This is a genomic window from Knoellia flava TL1, from assembly GCF_000768675.1.
Taxonomy (GTDB): domain Bacteria; phylum Actinomycetota; class Actinomycetes; order Actinomycetales; family Dermatophilaceae; genus Knoellia; species Knoellia flava.
This window is the reverse complement of sequence record NZ_AVPI01000003.1, coordinates 1-20,159: the sequence shown is the minus strand read 5'-3', so window position 1 is coordinate 20,159 and position 20,159 is coordinate 1. Positions and strand designations below refer to the sequence as shown.

The 20,159-nt window shown below is 73.1% G+C and carries 19 protein-coding genes; 14 read left to right on the top strand and 5 right to left on the bottom strand.

Annotated elements, in window-relative coordinates:
• Positions 1–122: 122 nt before the first annotated feature.
• The 4 genes from N798_RS02520 to N798_RS02505 all read left to right on the top strand — a co-directional run bounded on the left by N798_RS02520 (position 123) and on the right by N798_RS02505 (position 5,951).
• Entirely contained in the window at positions 123–1,313 is a 1,191-nt protein-coding gene (locus tag N798_RS02520; protein ID WP_084100016.1) for an MFS transporter, read from the top strand.
• Positions 1,314–1,512: 199 nt separating this feature from the next.
• Positions 1,513–2,607 (top strand): phenylalanine--tRNA ligase subunit alpha, encoded by a 1,095-nt coding sequence (gene pheS, locus N798_RS02515; protein ID WP_035946028.1) that lies wholly within the window; start codon positions 1,513–1,515, stop codon positions 2,605–2,607.
• Between the two features lie 66 nt (positions 2,608–2,673).
• The gene (pheT, locus tag N798_RS02510; RefSeq protein WP_035946026.1) at positions 2,674–5,223 is read left to right on the top strand and encodes a phenylalanine--tRNA ligase subunit beta; all 2,550 of its coding nucleotides are present in this window, start codon (positions 2,674–2,676) and stop codon (positions 5,221–5,223) included.
• On the top strand, positions 5,220–5,951 hold the full coding sequence (locus N798_RS02505) for an SDR family oxidoreductase (protein ID WP_035946024.1): 732 nt from the start codon (positions 5,220–5,222) through the stop codon (positions 5,949–5,951). Before pheT ends, N798_RS02505 begins: the two co-directional genes overlap by 4 nt.
• Before the next feature lie 5 nt (positions 5,952–5,956).
• On the opposite strand, the gene N798_RS02500 is transcribed toward N798_RS02505, so the two are convergent.
• Genes N798_RS02500 through N798_RS02490 form a run of 3 tightly spaced genes read right to left on the bottom strand, consistent with a single transcriptional unit; the run spans position 5,957 to position 8,162 of the window.
• The gene (locus N798_RS02500) at positions 5,957–6,592 is read right to left on the bottom strand and encodes a hypothetical protein (RefSeq protein WP_035946022.1); all 636 of its coding nucleotides are present in this window, start codon (positions 6,590–6,592) and stop codon (positions 5,957–5,959) included.
• Position 6,593: 1 nt separating this feature from the next.
• Positions 6,594–7,331, bottom strand: coding sequence for a hypothetical protein (locus N798_RS02495; RefSeq protein WP_035946021.1), 738 nt, complete (start codon positions 7,329–7,331; stop codon positions 6,594–6,596).
• A 27-nt stretch (positions 7,332–7,358) separates the two neighbouring features.
• Complete coding sequence (locus tag N798_RS02490; RefSeq protein WP_035946017.1) at positions 7,359–8,162, bottom strand: hypothetical protein; 804 nt, start codon at positions 8,160–8,162, stop codon at positions 7,359–7,361.
• A 129-nt stretch (positions 8,163–8,291) separates the two neighbouring features.
• Between N798_RS02490 and argC the strand changes: the two genes are divergently transcribed.
• The 9 genes from argC to N798_RS02445 are packed head-to-tail and all read left to right on the top strand — an operon-like array spanning position 8,292 to position 16,527.
• Positions 8,292–9,335, top strand: a complete 1,044-nt coding sequence (gene argC, locus N798_RS02485; protein WP_035946074.1) for an N-acetyl-gamma-glutamyl-phosphate reductase — start codon at positions 8,292–8,294, stop codon at positions 9,333–9,335.
• Between the two features lie 5 nt (positions 9,336–9,340).
• Positions 9,341–9,748 (top strand): ACT domain-containing protein, encoded by a 408-nt coding sequence (locus tag N798_RS02480; protein WP_035946073.1) that lies wholly within the window; start codon positions 9,341–9,343, stop codon positions 9,746–9,748.
• On the top strand, positions 9,745–10,896 hold the full coding sequence (gene argJ, locus N798_RS02475) for a bifunctional glutamate N-acetyltransferase/amino-acid acetyltransferase ArgJ (RefSeq protein ID WP_035946015.1): 1,152 nt from the start codon (positions 9,745–9,747) through the stop codon (positions 10,894–10,896). Before N798_RS02480 ends, argJ begins: the two co-directional genes overlap by 4 nt.
• Positions 10,897–10,904: 8 nt before the next feature.
• Positions 10,905–11,792: an acetylglutamate kinase gene (gene argB, locus N798_RS02470; protein ID WP_035946071.1), complete on the top strand. Its 888-nt coding sequence runs from the start codon at positions 10,905–10,907 to the stop codon at positions 11,790–11,792.
• Positions 11,789–13,030, top strand: a complete 1,242-nt coding sequence (locus N798_RS02465) for an acetylornithine transaminase (protein WP_035946014.1) — start codon at positions 11,789–11,791, stop codon at positions 13,028–13,030. The genes argB and N798_RS02465 overlap by 4 nt, the downstream gene beginning before the upstream one ends.
• Entirely contained in the window at positions 13,027–13,983 is a 957-nt protein-coding gene (gene argF / locus N798_RS02460; protein ID WP_035946013.1) for an ornithine carbamoyltransferase, read from the top strand. Before N798_RS02465 ends, argF begins: the two co-directional genes overlap by 4 nt.
• Positions 13,980–14,483 carry an arginine repressor gene (locus N798_RS02455; protein WP_035946011.1) on the top strand — a complete coding sequence of 168 codons (504 nt, stop codon included), beginning with the start codon at positions 13,980–13,982 and terminating at the stop codon, positions 14,481–14,483. Before argF ends, N798_RS02455 begins: the two co-directional genes overlap by 4 nt.
• The gene (gene argH, locus N798_RS02450) at positions 14,480–15,916 is read left to right on the top strand and encodes an argininosuccinate lyase (RefSeq protein ID WP_035946010.1); all 1,437 of its coding nucleotides are present in this window, start codon (positions 14,480–14,482) and stop codon (positions 15,914–15,916) included. The genes N798_RS02455 and argH overlap by 4 nt, the downstream gene beginning before the upstream one ends.
• Positions 15,913–16,527 (top strand): DNA-3-methyladenine glycosylase, encoded by a 615-nt coding sequence (locus N798_RS02445; RefSeq protein ID WP_198030696.1) that lies wholly within the window; start codon positions 15,913–15,915, stop codon positions 16,525–16,527. Before argH ends, N798_RS02445 begins: the two co-directional genes overlap by 4 nt.
• Here N798_RS02445 and N798_RS02440 read toward each other — a convergent pair.
• On the bottom strand, positions 16,505–17,521 hold the full coding sequence (locus N798_RS02440; protein WP_035946007.1) for an adenosine deaminase: 1,017 nt from the start codon (positions 17,519–17,521) through the stop codon (positions 16,505–16,507). The two genes, N798_RS02445 and N798_RS02440, sit on opposite strands and share 23 nt — an antisense overlap.
• Positions 17,514–18,434 (bottom strand): aminoglycoside phosphotransferase family protein, encoded by a 921-nt coding sequence (locus N798_RS02435; RefSeq protein ID WP_035946003.1) that lies wholly within the window; start codon positions 18,432–18,434, stop codon positions 17,514–17,516. Before N798_RS02435 ends, N798_RS02440 begins: the two co-directional genes overlap by 8 nt.
• 65 nt (positions 18,435–18,499) lie before the next feature.
• Here N798_RS02435 and tyrS point away from each other — a divergent pair, with 65 nt between their 5' ends.
• On the top strand, positions 18,500–19,759 hold the full coding sequence (gene tyrS, locus N798_RS02430; RefSeq protein WP_035946000.1) for a tyrosine--tRNA ligase: 1,260 nt from the start codon (positions 18,500–18,502) through the stop codon (positions 19,757–19,759).
• The last annotated feature ends 400 nt before the right edge of the window (positions 19,760–20,159 follow it).

The following is a 20,159-nucleotide window of genomic DNA, read 5'->3' as shown; positions in this document are numbered from 1 at the left end:
TCGCTCGCACCCGGCGCCGAGGCGTGTCGAGCGCGCCGCCGGGACGCGTCCGCGGGAGAGGCGGGGGACGACCTACCCTGTCCCTCGGGCCGTGCCAGGGGTGCGCGGCCGGGAGGAGCATCGTGTCGGTCGTGTCGGTGGCGCCCTACCGCGCCGCGCTCGCCAGCCCCGGCCTGCGGTCGGCCCTCGTCCTCGGGGCGTTCGTGCGGATCCCGGTCTTCTCGGCCGGCGTCCTGCTCACCGTGCACGTCGTGACGACCCTCGGGGAGACGTATGCCGCGGCGGGCCTCCTCGCCGCCGTCGCCACCGTGGCCATCGCGGTGAGCGGCCCGTGGCGCGGGCGGCTCCTCGACCGCATCGGGCTGCGCCGGGTCGTCCTGCCGTCCACGCTGGTCGCCCTCGTCTGCTGGTCGGTCGCGCCGTGGGTGGGCTACCTGCCGCTGCTCGTCCTCGCCGGGCTCGCCGGACTCTTCGTCATCCCGACGTTCTCGATCATCCGGCAGGCCGTCATCGCCGCCGTCCCGCCGACGGAGCGCCGGACCGCGATCTCGCTCGACTCGGTCGCCGTCGAGATCTCGTTCATCGTCGGCCCGGCGGTCTCGATCTGGGCGGCCGCTCACTGGGACACCCGCTGGGTGCTCTTCGTCATCCAGATGCTCGGCGTGGTGGGCGGCGCCATCCTGTGGGTCGTCAACCCGGTGCTGCGGAGCGAGGCCGACGACGCCGAGGAGGCGGTGCGGCCCAGGCGCGCGGACTGGTTCGGGCTGCCCTTCGTCGCCGTGTGCCTCGCCGCCTCGTGCGCGACCTTCGTGCTGTCCGGGACCGACCTCGGGATCGTGGCCCGCATGCGCGAGCTCGACCAGCCGACGGCGATCGGCCTCGTCCTCGCCCTCTGGGGACTGGGCTCGCTCGTCGGTGCCCTCGTCTACGGCGGCCTCAGCCGGTCGATCTCCACCTTCTGGCTGCTCGGGGCACTCGCCCTCGTCACCTTCCCGATGGCGCTCGCGGCCGGCGCCCTCGCCCTCGGCGGCCTCGGGTTCGTGGCCGGCCTGCTCTGCGCGCCCACCATCACCGCGAGCGTCGACCAGGCGAGCCGGATGGTGCCGGCATCGGCCCGCGGAGAGGCGATGGGGTGGCACGGGTCCGCACTCACCCTCGGTGGCGCGCTCGGTGCCCCGTTCGCCGGGGTGGCCATCGACCGCTTCGGCGGGGCGGGCGGCTTCGTCGCGCCCGCCGCGGTCGGTCTCGTCGTCGCGGTGCTCGGGGCCGGGGCCGCCCAAACCCGGCGGCGACGCTCGGCGCCCGCGCGATAGGCTGGGCCCATGTCGCCCACCGCAGGCTCCCGCACCCCCCGTGCCGTGCGCCGATTTACCGTGCCCTCGGGTGCGGTGACGCCTGCCTGAGCCCCGGCAACCCGGGCGCACGGCGTCCACCACTGCCCGAGGGCCGCGACCCCAGCCGTCCCAGACCCTCCGGCGCGATCTCGTCGCGCCCGTGACGAGAGTGGAACCCATGTCAGGACCCAACACGAACTACGACCCGGTGGAGGTCGCCGTGCTCGACCCCGAGGCCGTCGACGCCGCCGTGGCGAGCGCGCTCGACGCGGTCGCCGGCGCCACGTCGCTCGACGAGCTCAAGGCGCTCCGGGCGACCCACCAGGGGGACAAGTCCGCGCTCGCCCTCGCCAACCGCGAGATCGGTGCGCTCCCGCCCAGCGCCAAGGCCGAGGCCGGCAAGCGCGTCGGCCAGGCGCGCGGACGCGTCAACCAGGCGTTCGCCGCGCGCCAGCTCGAGCTCGAGGCCGAGCGCGACGAGCGCATCCTCACCGAGGAGGCCGTCGACGTCACGCTGCCGACGGGCCGCCGACCGCTCGGTCGCCGCCACCCCATCGAGCTCATGTCCGAGCGGATCGCCGACCTCTTCGTCGGCATGGGCTGGGAGATCGCCGAGGGGCCGGAGATCGAGGCGGAGTGGTTCAACTTCGACGCGCTCAACTTCGACGCCGACCACCCGGCGCGCCAGATGCAGGACACGTTCTACGTCGACCCGCCCGAGGCCGGGCTCGTCCTGCGCACGCACACGTCACCGGTGCAGGCACGCACGCTGCTCGACCGTGGTGTGCCCGTCTACGTCGCCGCGATCGGCCGGGTGTTCCGGACCGACGAGCTCGACGCGACCCACATGCCGGCCTTCCATCAGGTCGAGGGGCTCGCCGTCGACGAGGGCATCACCATGGCCCACCTCAAGGGCACCCTCGACCGGCTCGCGAGCGAGCTCTTCGGCGACGGCATCACGACCCGGCTCCGCCCGTCCTACTTCCCCTTCACCGAGCCCAGCGCCGAGATGGACCTGCGCTGCTTCGTCTGCCGTGGCGAGGACCCCGACTGCCGCACCTGCAAGGGCACCGGGTGGATCGAGTGGGGTGGCTGCGGGATGGTCAACCGCAACGTGCTCACCGCCTGCGGTGTCGACCCCGACCGCTACACCGGCTTCGCGTTCGGCATGGGCATCGACCGCGCGCTCATGTTCCGCACCGGCGTGAGCGACATGCGGGACATGATCGAGGGCGACGTCCGCTTCGACGCGCAGTTCGGTTGGGAGATCTGATGCTGGGCCAGTCGACCCGGGCACCCCACGCCGGTGCCACGTTCTCCGTCGGAAGGGAGATCTGACATGCGCGTACCCGTCGAGTGGATGCGTGAGTACGTCGCGGTCCCGCAGGACGCCACGGGCGTCGACATCGCCGCCGACCTCGTGAGCGTCGGCCTCGAGGAAGAGGGCCTGCACACCGGTGGTGTCACCGGCCCGCTCGTCGTGGGCCGGGTGCTCTCGCGCGAGCCGGAGCCGCAGAAGAACGGCAAGACGATCAACTGGTGCTCCGTCGACGTCGGCGACGCCAACGGCACCGGCGAGCCGCAGGGCATCGTCTGCGGTGCCCACAACTTCGAGCCCGGCGACCTCGTCGTCGTCATCCTCCCGGGCGGTGTCCTCACCACTCCGCAGGGGCCGCTCGAGGTGAGCGCGCGCAAGACCTACGGCCACGTGTCCGCCGGCATGATCTGCTCCGAGCGCGAGCTCGGCATCGGCGACGACCACGACGGCATCCTCGTCCTCGACCGCCGGTTCGCCGGCGAGCCGGACCTCCTCGCCCGCCTCACGCCGGGCACCGACGCCATCCCGCTCCTCGGGCTCGATCGCGAGACCGTCGAGGTTAACGTCACGCCGGACCGGGGCTACTGCTTCTCGGTCCGTGGTGTGGCCCGCGAGTACGGACACGCCACCGGGGCGAACTTCACCGACCCGGTGGTCGACCTCGACGCCAGGGCGCCCCAGCCGACCGAGGGCGGCTTCCCCGTGGAGCTGCGCGACGACGCCCCGATCCGCGGCCTCGACGGGTGCGACCGCTACGTCGCCCGCGTCGTGCGCGGCATCGACGTCGCGGCCCCGACGCCGCCCTGGATGGCGACCCGGCTCACCGAGGCGGGCATGCGCCCGATCTCGCTGCCCGTCGACGTGACGAACTACGTCATGCTCGGCCTCGGCCAGCCGCTCCACGCGTTCGACCTCGCCACCCTCGAGGCGCCCATCGTCGTCCGCCGCGCCCGCGCCGGCGAGCGGCTCACGACCCTCGACGACGCCGACCGGGCCCTCGACACCGGGGACCTGCTCATCACCGACCGCGGTGGCGAGCGGCCCGTGGCCATCGCCGGGGTCATGGGCGGCGCCGCCACCGAGGTCGGCGCGGAGACTCGCGACGTCCTCATCGAGGCCGCGCACTTCGAGCCGGTGAGCATCGCTCGCTCCGCCCGCCGCCACAAGCTCCCGTCGGAGGCCTCCCGTCGCTTCGAGCGCGGCGTCGACACGGCGCTCGCGGCAGCGGCCGCCCAGCTCGCCGTCGACCTCCTCGTCGAGCACGGTGGTGGTGTCGCGGACGAGGACGTCACCGACGTGGGCACGCCCGCCGCGCCTGCTGCGGTGTCGATGCCCGTCGGCTTCCCGTCGGTCATCGCCGGGGTCGACTACCCCGAGGCGGACGTCGTGCGGATCCTCGAGGAGATCGGCTGCGCCGTGACCCGCGAGGCGGACGTCCTCTCCGTCCTCCCGCCGACGTGGCGACCCGACCTCACGACCGCGCCCGACCTCGTCGAGGAGGTCGCGCGCATCCATGGCTACGACGAGATCCCGTCCGTCCTGCCCACCCCGCCGGGAGGGTCGGGCCTCACGCACGGCCAGCGCGTCCGGCGGACGGTCGCGGACGTCCTCGCCGGTCAGGGCCTCTCGGAGGTGTGGAGCGCGCCCTTCGTCGGTGCCGACCGCTACGCCGCCCTGGGCCTCGACGTCGACGCAGAGGTGGCTCGCTCCGTGCGGCTCGCCAACCCGCTCTCGGACGAGCAGCCGCTCATGCGCACCCGCCTGCTCGCCACGATGGTCGACGCACTGCGGCGCAACGTTGCCCGCGGCACCCGTGATGTCGCGCTCTTCGAGATCGGCCTCGTCGTCGACTCCGACGGCGAGCGGCGCCCGGCGCCGACGGAGGAGGTCGGCGTCCGGCCGTCCGACGAGGTGCTCGACGCGATCCGTGCCGCCGTCCCCAGCCAGCCGCGTCACATCGGCCTGCTCCTCGCCGGTGACCGCGACCGCGCCGGCTGGTGGGGAGCCGGCCGTGCCGCCGACGTCACCGACGTCATCGACCTCGCCCGGGTCCTCGGTGAGGCCCTCGGCGTCGCGGTGCGCACGGCCCGCGACACCGTCGCGCCGTTCCACCCCGGACGCTGCGCCCGCGTCGAGCTTGCCGACGGCACCGTCGTCGGTCACGTCGGTGAGCTGCACCCCAAGGTCGTCGCCGCGCTCGGGCTCCCGGCCCGCACCGTGGCGGGCGAGCTCGACCTCGACGTCCTCACCCGGGCGGCCGAGGCGACGGTCCAGGCGCGGACGCTGACAACGTTCCCCATGGCGCAGAGCGACGTGGCCCTCGTCGTCGACGAGGCGGTCGAGGCCGTCGCGGTCGAAGGGGCGCTGCGCGCCGGCGCCGGCCCGACGCTCGAGTCGCTGGGCCTCTTCGACGTCTACCACGGTGACCAGCTCGAGGCGGGCCGCAAGTCCCTCGCCTACCGCCTCACCTTCCGCGCCCCGGACCGCACCCTCACGACCGACGAGGTGTCGGGCCTGCGCGACTCGGCGGTCGCTGCCGCGGCCACCCGCACGGGAGCGGTCCAGCGGTGATCGCCCCCGTCGCGGTCGTCACCGGTGCCTCCCGGGGCATCGGCGCGCACCTCGCGACGGCACTCGAGAACGACGGGTATGCCGTGGAGCGCGGCTCGCGCTCCACGGCCGAGGTCACCGACCGGGCCGCGGTCGAGGCCTGGGTCGGTGACGTCGTGGCCCGCCACGGCCGGGTGGACCTGCTCGTCAACAACGCCGGCGTCATCGACGCCGAGGTGCCGCTGGGTGAGAGCGACCCCGACGAGTGGTGGAGCACGGTCGAGACCAACGTGCGCGGCCCCTACCTGGTGACGCGCACGGTCCTGCCCCACCTCACCCCGGGCACCGGCCGCATCGTCAACCTCACGTCGGGCGCGGCCTACCGCAACGCCGACAGCGCGACGGCATACAACCTCAGCAAGGCGGCGTTGTCGCGGATCACCGCGCAGCTCGGGCTCGGGCCGCAACGCACCGCGCTCGTCTTCGACCTCGCGCCCGGGGTCGTGCGCACCGACATGACGCTCTCGATGCGGATGCACGAGGGGCGCACGGAGTGGACCTCGCCCGACGAGGTGAGCGACCTCGTGCTCGCCATGGCACGCGGCGACCTCGACGCATGGAGCGGCCGGATGGTGCGGGCCGGCGTCGACACGGTCGCCTCGCTCCTCGCCCGCGCCGAGGCCGGGCTGGGCGAGCGCGACCGCACGCTCGGCCTCGTCCCGTGGGGGCCGGACGACCCGCTGGGCTGAGGCCCTCAGCTGCCGTTGACGCGCAGGCGCGCGAGCACCTCGTCGTCGAGGGCGGCTCGTAGCCGCAGGCACGTCCCCCAGAGCAGGGGGGCGTCGGCGCGGCTGCCCGGCGGCCAGCCGGTGACGTCCCCGGGGTCGGACTCGGACACCTCCAGCAGCGTCCGCGTGTCGTGAGGGTCCACCGAGGGCCACGGGCCCGCGCAGGTGCGGGCGCGCGCGACGAGCTGCACGGCATACCCTCCGTCACGCAGCCGCGACCACGACGAGACCGTCGCGGGTGTGGTGGCCGTGAGGTCCCCGACGGTGCGCACGCCACGCTCGGCGAGGAGGTCCGCCCAGCGCGCCCCGACGCCGCGCAGCGCCCGCACCGACAGCGAGGCGACGACGTCCGCGGCGTCCCTCCCGGCGGGTTCCCCGGGCAGCGAGCCTTCGTCGCGCACGGTGCCGCTCGGGAGCATGACGACCTCGGCCTGCCAGACGACGTCCTCCCAGGCGACCGTCGCCGAGGCGGGACGCGAGCCGATCCGGCCGACGACGCGTTCGACGGTGAGGATACCGGCTGCGTCAACCGCCCGCAGGGCGCCCGCGACCCCTGCGTCGGCCTCGCGGGCGACGAGGGCGGCGAGCTCGGCCGGCCCCACCTCAGGCCTCCGTCCGGAAGCGGATCTCGATCTCGCCGAAGACGTCGGCCTTCTCCGCCGGCTCACCGGGTTCGGGTGAGGTGACGGGCGGTCGGACACGCAGCCGCAGGTCCCGGATGCCGTCGAGCACCTCGGGCCGGAGCACCGTGGCGCGTGGCCCTATGAGGTCCCCGATGCGGCTGGCGGGCAGGCCGCCGAGGACGGAGCGCGTCAGCGAGGGAGAGAGGCCGGGGGACGCGGCGCGGGCCGGCGTCGGTGGGGTGGCCTTGCTGCGGGTCGTGCTGAAGGCGAGCTTGGCCCGCAGCGTGCCCCCGTCGACGACGACGCGGGGCACGCCCTTGCGGCGCACCTCCTGCACCGACTCGAGGTGACGGCGGGCGAGGAAGAGGGCGACGGCGTTGCGGACGGCCCCGACGTCGCCGCTCGTGAGGCCGCCGTCGCGGTCCGGGACCTTGGCACCCAGCTCGGCGAGCGTCTCCGGCGACGGGACGGGGCCTCCGACGACGACGGTGGTGCCGCCCTTGCCGTCGGGGAACAGCTCGACGAGCGTGAGGTCGACCATGCCCGCGGTGATCGACGTCGCGGCGACCTCCTCGGGCGTGACGTCGGCGGCCGCGTCGAGGGCCCGCAGGCGGTCCTCCTGGCTCGCGTGGGAGGCCACGATCGAGTCGAGGGTCTCCACGAGGAGGACCGCCACGAACTCCGCGAAGCCGACGTCCGAGACATCGCTGTCAGGCATGGCTCTGGCTCCGTTCGGGATCGGGCGTCAGGGGGTGTCGAGCGGCAGGTAGTCGGTCTTGAAGTTGATCTTCACGCCGCCGGTGATGGTGACGTCGACGCCCGAGCTCGAGCCGCTCGCGGTGTTGCTCGTGCTGACGTTGACCGACGTGTAGGCGGTGCTCGCCGACGCCTTGACCCACGCCGACAGGATGCTGCCGGTCTGCGCGTTCGCCTTGAGCTGGAACTGCTGGCTCGAGTAGCGGCTGGAGTTGTTGCGCAGGAAGTCCGAGCCGTAGGAGTGGAAGTTGAGCCCACTCTCGATGGTGCCGTCGGTGACGACGAGGCGGAGCATGCCGAGCTTGACCATCTCCTTGAGCAGCGTGTACTTGTTCGCGGCGATCCGTTGAGCCACCGCCGCGGTGATGGCGTCGACCGCGTCCTTGTCGAGCGTCGCCTTGGCCGGCTTGGGGTCGGACACGACGGCACCGGTCGACGGGTCCGTGATCGCCACCGCCTTGTTGACGGTCTCCACCTCGGTCGGGCTCAGCTTGCCCCCCTCGATGATCGCCGTCGGGCTGTTGCTCGTCGCTACCGTGTCCTTGTTGCGCGGCGCGACCGCCGTGAGGAGCTGCATGATCTCGCCGGGACCGATGTCGTCCTTGGTCTCGTTGACGTAGGCCGTGAGCGACTTGCTCGTCGCCTGGAGCAGCTCGATGAACGCCTGCTGCTGCCGCAGGTTCGAGGCGACGAGCGTGTCGAAGACGTCGCTCACGAGCTTCGTCGTGAACTCGACGAAGCCGATCTCGCCCAGGCGCGTGGCCGCGCCGATGGCGTCGTTGACACCAGCCATGGTGGTTCCCCCTCAGGTCGTCGGCGCCACCCGGTGCGGCGCCGTCACGGGGGAGGAGAGGGGAGAGGAGAGGCTGATACGCGCTGAACGAAATTGCATACAGTTGTGACGTCATGCAAGACTATGCACATGCTGAGAGTCGCGGTCGCCGGTGCGAGCGGGTACGCCGGGGGAGAGGTCCTCCGGTGGCTGCTGCAGCACCCCGAGGTCGAGGTCGGTGCCGTCACGGCCGGTGGCAACGCCGGCGCCCGTCTCGGCACGATCCACCCCCACCTCTTCGCGCTCGCCGACCGCGTCCTCGGCGACACGACGCCCGAGGTCCTCGGCGGCCACGACGCCGTCGTCCTCGCGCTGCCGCACGGCCACTCGGCGGCCGTCGCCGCCGCGCTCGGGGAGGGCACGACGGTCATCGACTGCGCCGCGGACTTCCGCCTCCGCGACGCCGAGGCGTGGACCACCTTCTACGACACCCCGTATGCCGGCTCGTGGGCCTACGGTCTCCCGGAGCTCCCGCTCGCCGGCGGCTCCAAGGCCCGCGCGGCGCTCGCCGGAGCGGACCGGGTCGCCGTGCCCGGGTGCTACCCGACGGCCGTCTCGCTCGCCCTCGCTCCCGGTCTCGCCGCCGGTGTCGTCGAGCCCGACGACGTCGTCGTCGTCGCCGCCTCGGGGACCTCGGGCGCCGGCAAGGCGCTCAAGCCGCACCTGCTCGGGTCCGAAGTCATGGGCTCGATGTCGCCCTACGGCGTCGGCGGGGTGCACCGGCACACCCCCGAGATCGAGCAGAACCTCACGTCCGCGGCGGGCGCCCCCGTCACCGTCTCGTTCACCCCCACGCTCGCACCCATGCCGCGGGGCATCCTCGCCACGTGCACGGCACGCGTGGCCCCCGGCACGACCCCGGAGGCGGTCCGGGAGGCGTGGCAGACGGCATACGAGGGGGAGTCCTTCGTCCACCTCCTCGAGCCCGGCGCGTGGCCGACCACGGCGGCGGTCGTCGGGAGCAACCACGTCACCGTCCAGGTCGCGCTCGACGAGCGTGCCGGTCGCGTCGTCGCCGTCGCGGCGGTCGACAACCTCGCCAAGGGCACGGCCGGCGCCGCCGTCCAGTGCCTCAACCTGTCCGCCGGCCTGCCCGAGGCGACCGGCCTTCTCGGATCGGGGGTGGCGCCGTGAGCGCCATGCCACTGCACCTCATGACCCATCCCGAGCCGCTCGCCGTGGCCCGCCTCGACGCCGGGGCCGACGTGTCGTGGGACTGGACCCAAGGGCCGTTCGCGTCCCTGAGCCGCACGCCCCAGGAGACGTCGGTCGTCGGGCTCGCCGAGCTCGTGCCCGACGGCGTCCTCACCGAGGGCCCGTTCCGCGGGGTCGAGGTCGCCGGTCCACTCGCGTTCGACGCCGTCGGCGTCATGGCCGAGATCCTCGCGCCGCTCGTGTCGGCGGGCATCAGCGTGCTCGCGATGTCGACCTTCGACACCGACTGGGTGCTCGTGCCGGAGCAGCACATCGCGACGGCGTCCGAGGCGTGGCGCAAGGCCGGGCTCATCGTCACCCCGACGGTCCTCACCGGACGGACCGACGCGTGAGCGTCACTGTGGCACAGGGCTTCCGGGCATCGGGGGCGACCGCCGGGCTCAAGGCGTCCGGGTCATCCGACGTCGCCCTCGTCGTCAACGACGGACCCGACCACCACGTCGCCGCCGTCTTCACGTCCAACCGCGTCGAGGCGGCGCCGGTGACGTGGTCGCGGCAGGCCGTGCAGGACGGGCGCGCCGACGCGGTCTTCCTCAACTCGGGAGGCGCCAACGCGTGCACCGGCGCCCGTGGCTTCCAGGACACCCACCGCACTGCCGAGCTCGTCGCCGACACCCTCGGGTGCAGCGCCCTCGACGTCGTCGTCTGCTCGACCGGGCTCATCGGCGAGTACCTCCCGATGGACCGCATCGAGGCCGGCATCGGGCTCACGGCGGAGGGGCTCGGGCGTGAGGGCGGCGAGGCCGCGGCGCGCGCGATCATGACGACCGACTCCGTGCCCAAGCAGGCGTCGGTCACGCGCGACGGGTGGTCCGTCGGCGGCATGGCCAAGGGCGCCGGGATGCTCGCGCCGGGGCTCGCGACGATGCTCTGCGTCGTCACGACCGACGCGGTCACGGACGCGGCGACGCTCGACGCCGCGCTGCGGGCGGCCACGTCGACGACCTTCGACCGGGTCGACTCCGACGGCTGCATGTCGACCAACGACACCGTCGTCCTCATGGCCTCCGGCGCTTCGGGGGTGCCGGTCGACGCCGACGCCCTCACCGCCGCGGTGACCGAGGTCTGCGCCTCGCTCGCCCGCCAGCTCGTCGCCGACGCCGAGGGTGCGAGCCACGACATCGCGGTCGAGGTGCGCTCGGCCGCCACCGAGGCGGACGCCGTCGAGGTCGCCCGCTCGGTGACCCGAAGCAACCTCTTCAAGGCCGCGGTCTTCGGCGGAGACCCCAACTGGGGCCGGGTGCTCGCCGCGGTCGGCACGACGCAGGCGGCCTTCGACCCCACGACGCTCGACGTCGCCATCAACGGCGTCCAGGTGTGCCGGTCGGCGGGGGTCGGCGACGACCGCGACCTCGTCGACCTCGGCCCGCGCGAGGTCAGGGTCGTGGTCGACCTCCACGCCGGCGACGCCACCGCGACCGTGTGGACCAACGACCTCACCCACGACTACGTCCACGAGAACTCCGCCTACAGCACGTGAGGACCGACGTGACCGACGACCTGACCCGGCTCAAGGCGAGCACCCTCGTCGAGGCGCTTCCGTGGCTCGAGCGCTTCCGCGGCGCCCTCGTCGTCGTCAAGTACGGCGGCAACGCGATGGTCGACGACGACCTCAAGCTCGCCTTCGCGCAGGACGTCGCCTTCCTCCGGTATGCCGGCCTGCGACCGGTCGTCGTCCACGGCGGCGGTCCGCAGATCAAGGCGATGCTCGACCGGCTCGGGCTCGAGAGCGAGTTCAAGGCGGGCCTGCGGGTGACGACGCCCGAGGTCATGGACGTCGTGCGGATGGTGCTCACCGGCCAGGTCGGGCGCGAGCTCGTCGGCCTGCTCAACCAGCACGGCCCGCTCGCGGTGGGGCTCTCCGGCGAGGACGGGGCCCTCTTCGGCGCACGTCGCAAGGGGGTCGTCGTCGACGGCGTCGAGGAGGACCTCGGGCTCGTCGGCGACGTCGTGTCGGTCAACACGCAGGCGGTCGTCGACCTGCTCGACGCGGGCCGCATCCCTGTGGTGTCGACGGTCGCTCCGGACCTCGACCACGAGGGCCAGGTGCTCAACGTCAACGCCGACACCGCCGCCGCGGCGCTCGCCGCCGCCCTCGGCGCACGCAAGCTCGTCGTCCTCACCGACGTCGAAGGCGTGTATGCCGCGTGGCCCGACCGGTCCTCGCTCCTCTCCACCCTGCCCCTGAGCCGTGCACGCGAGCTGCTCGGCGAGGTCGACGCCGGGATGATCCCCAAGCTCGAGGCCTGCATCCGCGCGGTCGAGGACGGCGTGCCGCAGGCGCACGTCATCGACGGCCGCGAACCCCACTCGCTGCTCCTCGAGGTCTTCACCTCCGAGGGCATCGGCACCCTCATCGAGGAGGACGCACCATGAGCGCAACCCACGACGTCCCGCCGAACAGCCAGGACGAGCTGCTCGACCGCTACTCGCACTCGCTCATCCCCGTCTTCGGCCGCCCGCAGCTCGTCCTCGAGCGCGGCGACGGAGCCTGGGTCTGGGACACCGACGGCAAGCGCTACCTCGACCTCGTCGGCGGGATCGCCGTCAACGCCCTGGGCCACAACCACCCTGCCCTCGTCGCGGCGGTGTCGAAGCAGGTCGCCGAGATGGCGCACATCTCGAACTTCTACACCTCGCGCGTTCAGGTCGAGCTCGCCGAGCAGGTGCTGCGGATCGCCGGCGCGCCCGAGGGCTCGGGCGTCTTCTTCGCGAACTCCGGCGCCGAGGCGGTCGAGGGCGCGATCAAGCTCTCCCGCCGCACCGGCCGCACGGGGCTCGTCGCCGCCGAGGGCGCCTTCCACGGACGCACCACGGGCGCTCTGGCGCTCACGCACAAGGCCGCCTACCGCGAGCCCTTCGCGCCGCTCATTCCCGACGTCACGCACGTCCCCTACAACGACATCGAGGCCCTGCGAGCGGCCGTCACGACCGAGACCGCCGCCGTCGTCCTCGAACCCGTCCAGGGTGAGGCGGGAGCTGTCGTCGCGGACCCGGCATACCTGCGGGCCGCGCGCGAGGTGACCACGGCGGTGGGTGCGCTGCTCGTCATCGACGAGGTGCAGACCGGCATCGGCCGCACGGGCGACTGGTTCGGCTTCCAGGAGAGCGGGATCGTGCCCGACGCGATCACCCTCGCCAAGGGTCTCGGCGGCGGTCTGCCGATCGGCGCGCTCGTGACCTTCGGACCCGGGGTCACCGGGCTGCTCACCGCCGGGCAGCACGGCTCGACCTTCAGCGGCAACCCGCTCGTCGCCGCAGCCGGGCTCAGCGTCCTGTCGACGATCGAGGCCGAGGGGCTGCTCGACCACGTCCAGGCGATGGGGGAGCACCTCGTCGCGGCGGTCGCCGCCCTCGACCACCCGGACGTCGCCGGCGTCCGCGGCCGGGGGCTGCTGCGCGCGATCGTCCTGCGCTCCGACCTCTCGGCGGGCGTCGCCGCAGCCGCACGCGACGCGGGCTTCCTCGTCAACGCCGTCGCGCCGGACGCGATCCGTCTCGTGCCACCGCTCGTCGTCACCCGCGACGAGCTCGACCTCTTCGTCGCGGCCCTGCCCGCTCTTATCGCCACCGCCACCACCAGCGCCACCGCCGCCAAGGAGCACACGCCATGACCGCCACCCCGAGGCACTTCCTCCGCGACGACGACGTCACCCCCGCCGAGCAGGCCGAGATCCTCGAGCGTGCAGCGTCGATCAAGGCACGCCCGTTCAGCGACCGGTGCCTCGAAGGGCCCGAGGTCGTCGCGGTGCTCTTCGACAAGCAGACGCTGCGCACCCAGGTGTCCTTCGCCGCGGCGATCGCGCACCTCGGCGGGTTCCCGCTCGTCATCGACGGCAAGCTCGCCCAGGTCGGCGTGCGCGAGTCGATCGCCGACGTCGCCCGCGTCCTCACGCGCGAGGCCAAGGTGATCGTGTGGCGGACCTACGGCCAGGAGCGGATCGAGGAGATGGCCGCCCACTCGAGCGTGCCCGTCGTCAACGCCCTCACCGACGAGTTCCACCCGTGCCAGGTCCTCGCCGACCTCCTCACGATCAAGGAGCACAAGGGCACGCTGGCCGGGCTCACCTTCGCCTACGTCGGCGACGGCGCCAACAACATGAGCCACAGCTACCTCCTCGGCGGCGCCACCGCCGGGCTGCACGTCCGCATCGGCACGCCCGCGGGCTACCAGCCGTCGCCGCCGCTCCTGGCCCGCGCACAGGAGATCGCGGCCACGACCGGCGGGTCGGTGACGATCGTCGAGGACCCCGTCGAGGCCGTGACGGGGGCCGACGTCGTGGCCACCGACACGTGGGTCTCGATGGGCTTCGAGAAGGAGAAGAAGTCGCGCCAGGGCTCGGCGAGCCCGTTCGCCCGCTACGCCGTGAGCGCCGAGCTCATGGCGCAGGCCAAGCCCGACGCGGTCTTCCTCCACTGCCTGCCGGCCTACCGCGGGTTCGAGGTCGACGCCGCCGTCATCGACGGCCCCCAGTCGGTCGTCTGGGACGAGTCCGAGAACCGGCTCCACGCACAGAAGGCCGTACTCTCGTGGCTCCTGGAGAAGAGCGGAGGGGAGCGACGGTGACCGTGTCGTCCAGCCGCACCGGACGGCAGCGGCGGATCGTCGAGATCCTCTCGAGCCGCCCCGTGCGATCGCAGACCGAGCTGCTCGGCATCCTCGGCGAGGACGGCATCGACGTCACCCAGGCCACCCTGTCGCGCGACCTCGTCGACGTCGGAGCCGAGAAGGTCCGCGTCGGCAAGAACCTCGTGTATGCCGTCCCCGGAGAAGGCGGTGACCGCACCGTCCGCGTCGCTCCCGACGAGGTCGAGACCTCCAACCGGCTGGCCCAGCGGTGCCACGAGCTCCTCGTCACCGCCGAGGCCTCGGGCAACCTCGTCGTCCTGCGCACCCCGCCCGGGGCGGCGAACTTCCTCGCGTCGGCCATCGACCACACGAGCGTCCCCGGGGTGGTCGGCACGATCGCGGGCGACGACACCATCATGGTCATCACGACGGGCGCGGCGGCCTCCCGCAAGGTCACCGCCCGCCTGCTGGCCTACACCCGCAAGGAGAACGTGTGAGCGACACCGGTCCGGACCGCCTCAGCCTCTGGGGAGGCCGCTTCACCGGCGGACCCGCCGACGCCCTCGCGGAGCTGTCGCGCTCGACCCACTTCGACTGGCGGCTCGCGCTGCACGACGTCGCCGGCTCGCGCGCGCACGCCCGCGTCCTCCACGCTGCGGGGCTGCTCGACGACGCCGACCTCGCAGCGATGCTCGACGCCCTCGACCGGCTCGCCGCCGACGTCGAGTCCGGTGCGTTCGTCCCCGCGCCCGACGACGAGGACGTCCACACCGCCCTCGAGCGCGGCCTCATCGAGCGGGCCGGCGCCGACGTCGGCGGACGGCTCCGGGCCGGGCGCTCGCGCAACGACCAGGTCGCGACCCTCGTCCGGATGTACCTCCGCGAGCACGCCCGCACCCTCGCCGGCCTCGTCCTCGACGTCGTCGACGCGCTCGTCGCGCAGGCCCAGCGGCACCCCACCGTCGCCATGCCCGGCCGCACCCACCTCCAGCACGCCCAGCCGGTCCTCCTCGCCCACCACCTCCTCGCCCACGCGTGGCCGTTGCTGCGCGACGTCGAGCGCCTGCGCGACTGGGACGCCCGGGCCGCGCTGAGCCCCTACGGCTCCGGCGCCCTCGCCGGCAGCTCGCTCGGCCTCGACCCCGAGGCGGTCGCCGCCGACCTCGGCTTCGACGGCTCGGTCGAGAACTCGATCGACGGCACCGCCGCCCGCGACGTCGTCGCCGAGTTCGCGTTCGTCACGGCGATGGTCGCGGTGGACCTGTCACGCATCGCCGAGGAGGTCATCCTCTGGGCGACCAAGGAGTTCGGCTTCGTCACGCTCGACGACTCCTACTCGACCGGGTCGAGCATCATGCCGCAGAAGAAGAACCCCGACGTCGCCGAGCTCGCCCGCGGCAAGGCGGGTCGCCTCGTGGGCAACCTCGGTGGACTCCTCACGACGCTCAAGGGTCTGCCGCTCGCCTACAACCGCGACCTCCAGGAGGACAAGGAGCCGGTCTTCGACTCCATCGACACCCTCGAGGTCCTGCTCCCGGCGTTCAGCGGCATGGTCGACACGCTCGTCTTCGACACCGAGCGGCTCGAGTCCCTTGCCCCGCAGGGCTTCTCGCTCGCCACCGACATCGCCGAGTGGCTCGTGCGCGAGGGCGTGGCGTTCCGGGTGGCCCACGAGGTCGCGGGGGAGTGCGTGCGCGTCTGCGAGTCGCGCGACATCGAGCTGTGGGACCTCACCGACGACGACCTGTCGGCGGTCTCCGAGCACCTCACCCCGGCGGTCCGTGACGTCCTCTCGGTCGAGGGCTCGCTCGCCTCGCGCGACGCCAAGGGCGGCACCGCACCGGCCCGCGTGGCGGAGCAGCTGTCCCGGGCCTCGGCCCAGCGCGACGCCGCGCGCGAGTGGGCGTCCTCGCTGCCCGTGGTGCGGTGAGCCTGCCGCGCTCGTTCTTCGCCCGGCCGGCGCTCGTCGTCGCGCCCGAGCTGCTCGGCTGCCTGCTCACGCACGAGGGCGTCACCGTTCGGCTCACCGAGGTCGAGGCGTATGCCGGCGAGGGCGCCGACCCGGGCTCACACGCCTTCCGGGGGCGCACGCCGCGCACCGAGGTGATGTTCGGCGAGGCCGGCCACCTCTACGTCTACTTCAGCTACGGCATGCACTGGTGCGCCAACGCCGTCTGCGGCGACGAGGGCGTGGCGCAGGCCGTCCTGCTCCGGGCCGGTGAGGTCGTCGCAGGGAACGAGCTCGCGGCGTCCCGGCGCCCGGGCCTGCGTGAGCGCGACTGGGCGCGCGGCCCGGCCCGTCTCACCCGGACCCTCGGCATCGACCGCGCCCACGACGGCATCGACGTCTGCGCCGGTGGGTCGGTGTCGTTCGCCGCGCCACCCGAGTCCGTCGACCCGGCCCGGGTGCGGACGGGTCCCCGGGTGGGGGTGAGCGGTCCCGGTGGTGATGGGACGGCATACCCCTACCGCTTCTGGATCGACGGGGAGCCGACCGTGAGCGCCTACCGCCCGGCGGTCACTCGCCGGCGTACGCGCTGATCTCGTCCTTCACGCGGCGCTTGACGTCCTCGGGGGCGAAGCTCACGTCGACCGCGGTCGCCGCGAGCTCGGCCAGGCCGGGCTCGTCGAGGTCGAGCAGGTCGGCGGCGATGGCGTACTCGTCGTTGAGCGTGGTCCCGAACATCGGCGGGTCGTCGCTGTTGACGGTGACGACGACGCCGGCGTCGCGCAGCGCGCGCAGCGGGTGGTCCTCGAGGCCCTCGACGCACCGGGTGGCGATGTTGGACGTCGGGCAGACCTCCAGCGGGATGCGCTCGGCGACGAGGCGCTCGACGAGCCGCGGGTCGTCGATGGAGCGGATGCCGTGGCCGATGCGCTCGGCGCCGAGCGCGTCGAGGGCGTCCCAGACCGACTGTGCGTCGGTCGACTCACCGGCGTGGGGGACCGGGCGGAGCCCGGCGGCGCGGGCGCGCTCGAAGTGCTCGCGGAACTGCGGCCGCGGCACCTCCGGGCCGCCGAGGCCGAAGCCGAGCAGGGTCTCGGGACCGTGCTCCACGGCATACGAGAGCGTCGCGTCGGCGGAGGCGAGGCCGGCCTCGCCGGGGATGTCGTAGATCCAGCGCAGGACGATCCCGTGGTCGCGCTCGGCGGCGCGGCGCGCGTCCTCGATCGCCTCGGTGTAGGCCTCGATCGGGATGCCCATGCGCACGCTCGTGAAGGGTGTCATCGTCAGCTCGGCGTAGCGAACCCGCTGTGCCGCAAGGCCTTCGGCGACCTCGTAGGTGAGCAGGTGGATGTCCTCGGGCGTGCGCAGCAGCGAGACGACGGCGAGGTAGACGTCGATGAAGTGGTCGAAGTCCGAGAACGTGTAGAAGTCGCGCAGCGCCTCGATGTCCTGTGGCACACCGGAGTCCGGGTGCCGCTGCGCCAGGCGCGCGACGGTCTCTGGGAGCGCGGACCCCACGTGGTGCACGTGCAGCTCTGCCTTCGGCAGCCCTGCGATGAATCCCTCGTATGCCGTCCGCTCACCCATGCGCCGCAGTCTCCCAGTCCTCGAGGACCTCGGCGACGGCGCGGGCCCCGAGCGGGGCGAGACCGTGCCCCCGGGGTGCGTAGATCCAGTGCGCGAAGCAGCCCTGGATGGCGGCGCACGCGCGGCCCCACGCCCAGGCGACGTCGTCGACGTCGAGCAGGTCGCGGAAGCGCTGGCGTCCCGTCGTGTCGAGCACCCACCAGGCCGGGGTGAGGTCGGTGGCGGCGTAGCCGGTCGTGAGAGTCCCGAAGTCGAGCAACCCGACGAGGTGGTTGCCCCGGGCGACGAGGTTGCCCGGGATGAGGTCGGCGTGCAGGAGGACCCGCCGGTCGTCCGGGGCGCCGGCGGCGAGGGCGTCGTCGACGACGTGGCGGATGTGCGAGGAGTCGAGAGGTCCGGAGACGGCGTCGTCGGAGTCGTCGAGACCCTCAGCCCGCTCGCTGAGGTGACCGCCCCGAGAGCCGACCGGCCACTCCGCGGGTGGGAGCGCCTCGAGGTCGACGTCGCGCAGGGCCGCGATCGTCTCGGCCAGCGTGTCCGCCCAGGCGAGGGGGACGTCGCCCGCGAGGACCCGTCCGGCCACGTCCTCGCCCTCGATCCAGCGGTTGACGCTCCACGCGTGCGGGTTGTCCTCGCGGGGCTCGCCGACGTGCTCGACCACGGGGATGTCGAGGGGGAGGCGCCCGTGCAGCCGCGGGAGCCAGTCGAGCTCCTTGCGCAGCCCGGTCTCGGCATCGGCGTTGCGAGGGATCCGGACGAGCAGCTCATCGCCGAGCCGGTAGGTGATGTGCTCGGTGCCCGACGTCGTCATGGCACGCAGCGGCAGGTGTCGCCAGCGGGGGCACTGGTCGTCGACGAGGGAGCGCACGAGGTCGTCCGTCACCGGGGTCTCGCCGTCGAAGAGAGCAGGCATGCGCCATATCCCACAGGGCGACGTGCTGCACCGTCCACCGAGTTCCCCGTGGCAGGCTTTCGCCCGTGAACGACATCCTTGCCGAACTCCAGTGGCGCGGCCTCGTGGCGCAGACGACCGACGAGCAGGCCCTGCGCGAGGCCCTCACGAGTGGCCCGATCACCGCCTACTGCGGCTTCGACCCCACGGCTCCCTCGCTCCACTTCGGCAACCTCGTCCAGCTCATCGTGCTGCGCCACCTCCAGCGCGCCGGCCACCGGGTCATCTGCCTCGTCGGCGGGTCGACGGGACTCATCGGAGACCCCCGGCCCAGCTCGGAGCGCGTGCTCAAGACCAAGGAGCAGACGGCCGAGTGGGTCGCCCGCATCCAGCAGCAGGTGCAGCCCTTCCTCGACTTCGAGGGCGACAACGCCGCGACGATGGTCAACAACCTCGACTGGACGGCGCCGATGTCGGCGCTCGACTTCCTGCGCGACATCGGCAAGCACTTCCGCGTCAACCAGATGGTCCGCAAGGACGCGGTCGCCGCGCGGCTCAACTCCGACGAGGGCATCTCCTACACGGAGTTCAGCTACCAGATCCTCCAGGGCCTCGACTTCCTCGAGCTCTACCGCACGCACGGGTGCACGCTCCAGACCGGTGGGCAGGACCAGTGGGGCAACCTCACGGCCGGCTCGGACCTCATCCACAAGGTGGAGGCGGAGTCGGTGCACCTGCTGACGACACCGCTGGTCACCGACGCCGCCGGCAACAAGTTCGGCAAGAGCGAGGGGAACGCCGTCTGGCTCTCGGCCGACATGACGAGCCCCTACGCCTTCTACCAGTACTGGCTCAACGTCGAGGACGCCTCGGTCGTCAAGCTGCTGCGGATCTTCACCGACCGCACGCAGGACGAGGTCGCCGAGCTCGAGCGGCAGGTCGCCGAGGAGCCGTTCCGGCGGGCCGCGCAGCGCACCCTGGCCGCCGACGTCACGACCCTCGTGCACGGGGCCGAGGCCACGGCCTCCGTGCAGGCCGCGTCCGAGGCGCTCTTCGGCAAGGGCGACCTCGCGGCCCTCGACGCGCGCACTCTCGGGGACGCGACGGCGGAGCTGCCCGGGGGAGAGGTGTCCCCGGGGATGTCGATGACGGACGCGCTCGTGGCCGTCGGTCTCGTCGAGTCGCGCAACGCGGCACGCCGGGCCATCGGCGACGGGGGAGCGTCGGTCAACGGGGAGAAGGTCACCGACCCCGAGTTCACGCTGTCCGAGGAGCACTTCCTCCACGGTTCCGTGGCGATCCTGCGGCGTGGGCGCAAGTCGATGGCTGCCGGCCGGCGACCCTGAGCGCTTCTGGTCGCGGGCTCTCGGATGTGCCGTTCGCGGCGCTCCGGGCGAGGTCTGGAGGCGCAGCCCGAGGCCGATTTGGAGATGCGCGAGAACGTCGTCTACTGTTCTCGACGTCAGCCCGAGAGGGAGGAACGGACACCACGGTGCAGGCCTCACGGCCGGCACGACGTAGGCCGGTCCCTGGTGCTGACCCCAACGACTTCGGTCCTCGCAAGAGTGCCGGACGGAGCATGCCCCCGGGTGTGCGAGAGTTGGGAGTGACCCACCGTGACGGACCTGCTGAGAAGCGGGTTTGGAACGCGGCCGAGAGGCTGCTACGGTAGGCGCCCCGCGAAGATCCAAGTGCGGTCGAATCGGTCGGAAGGCCGGGTTTGACGCCCAAGTGTGGCCGCGGGTA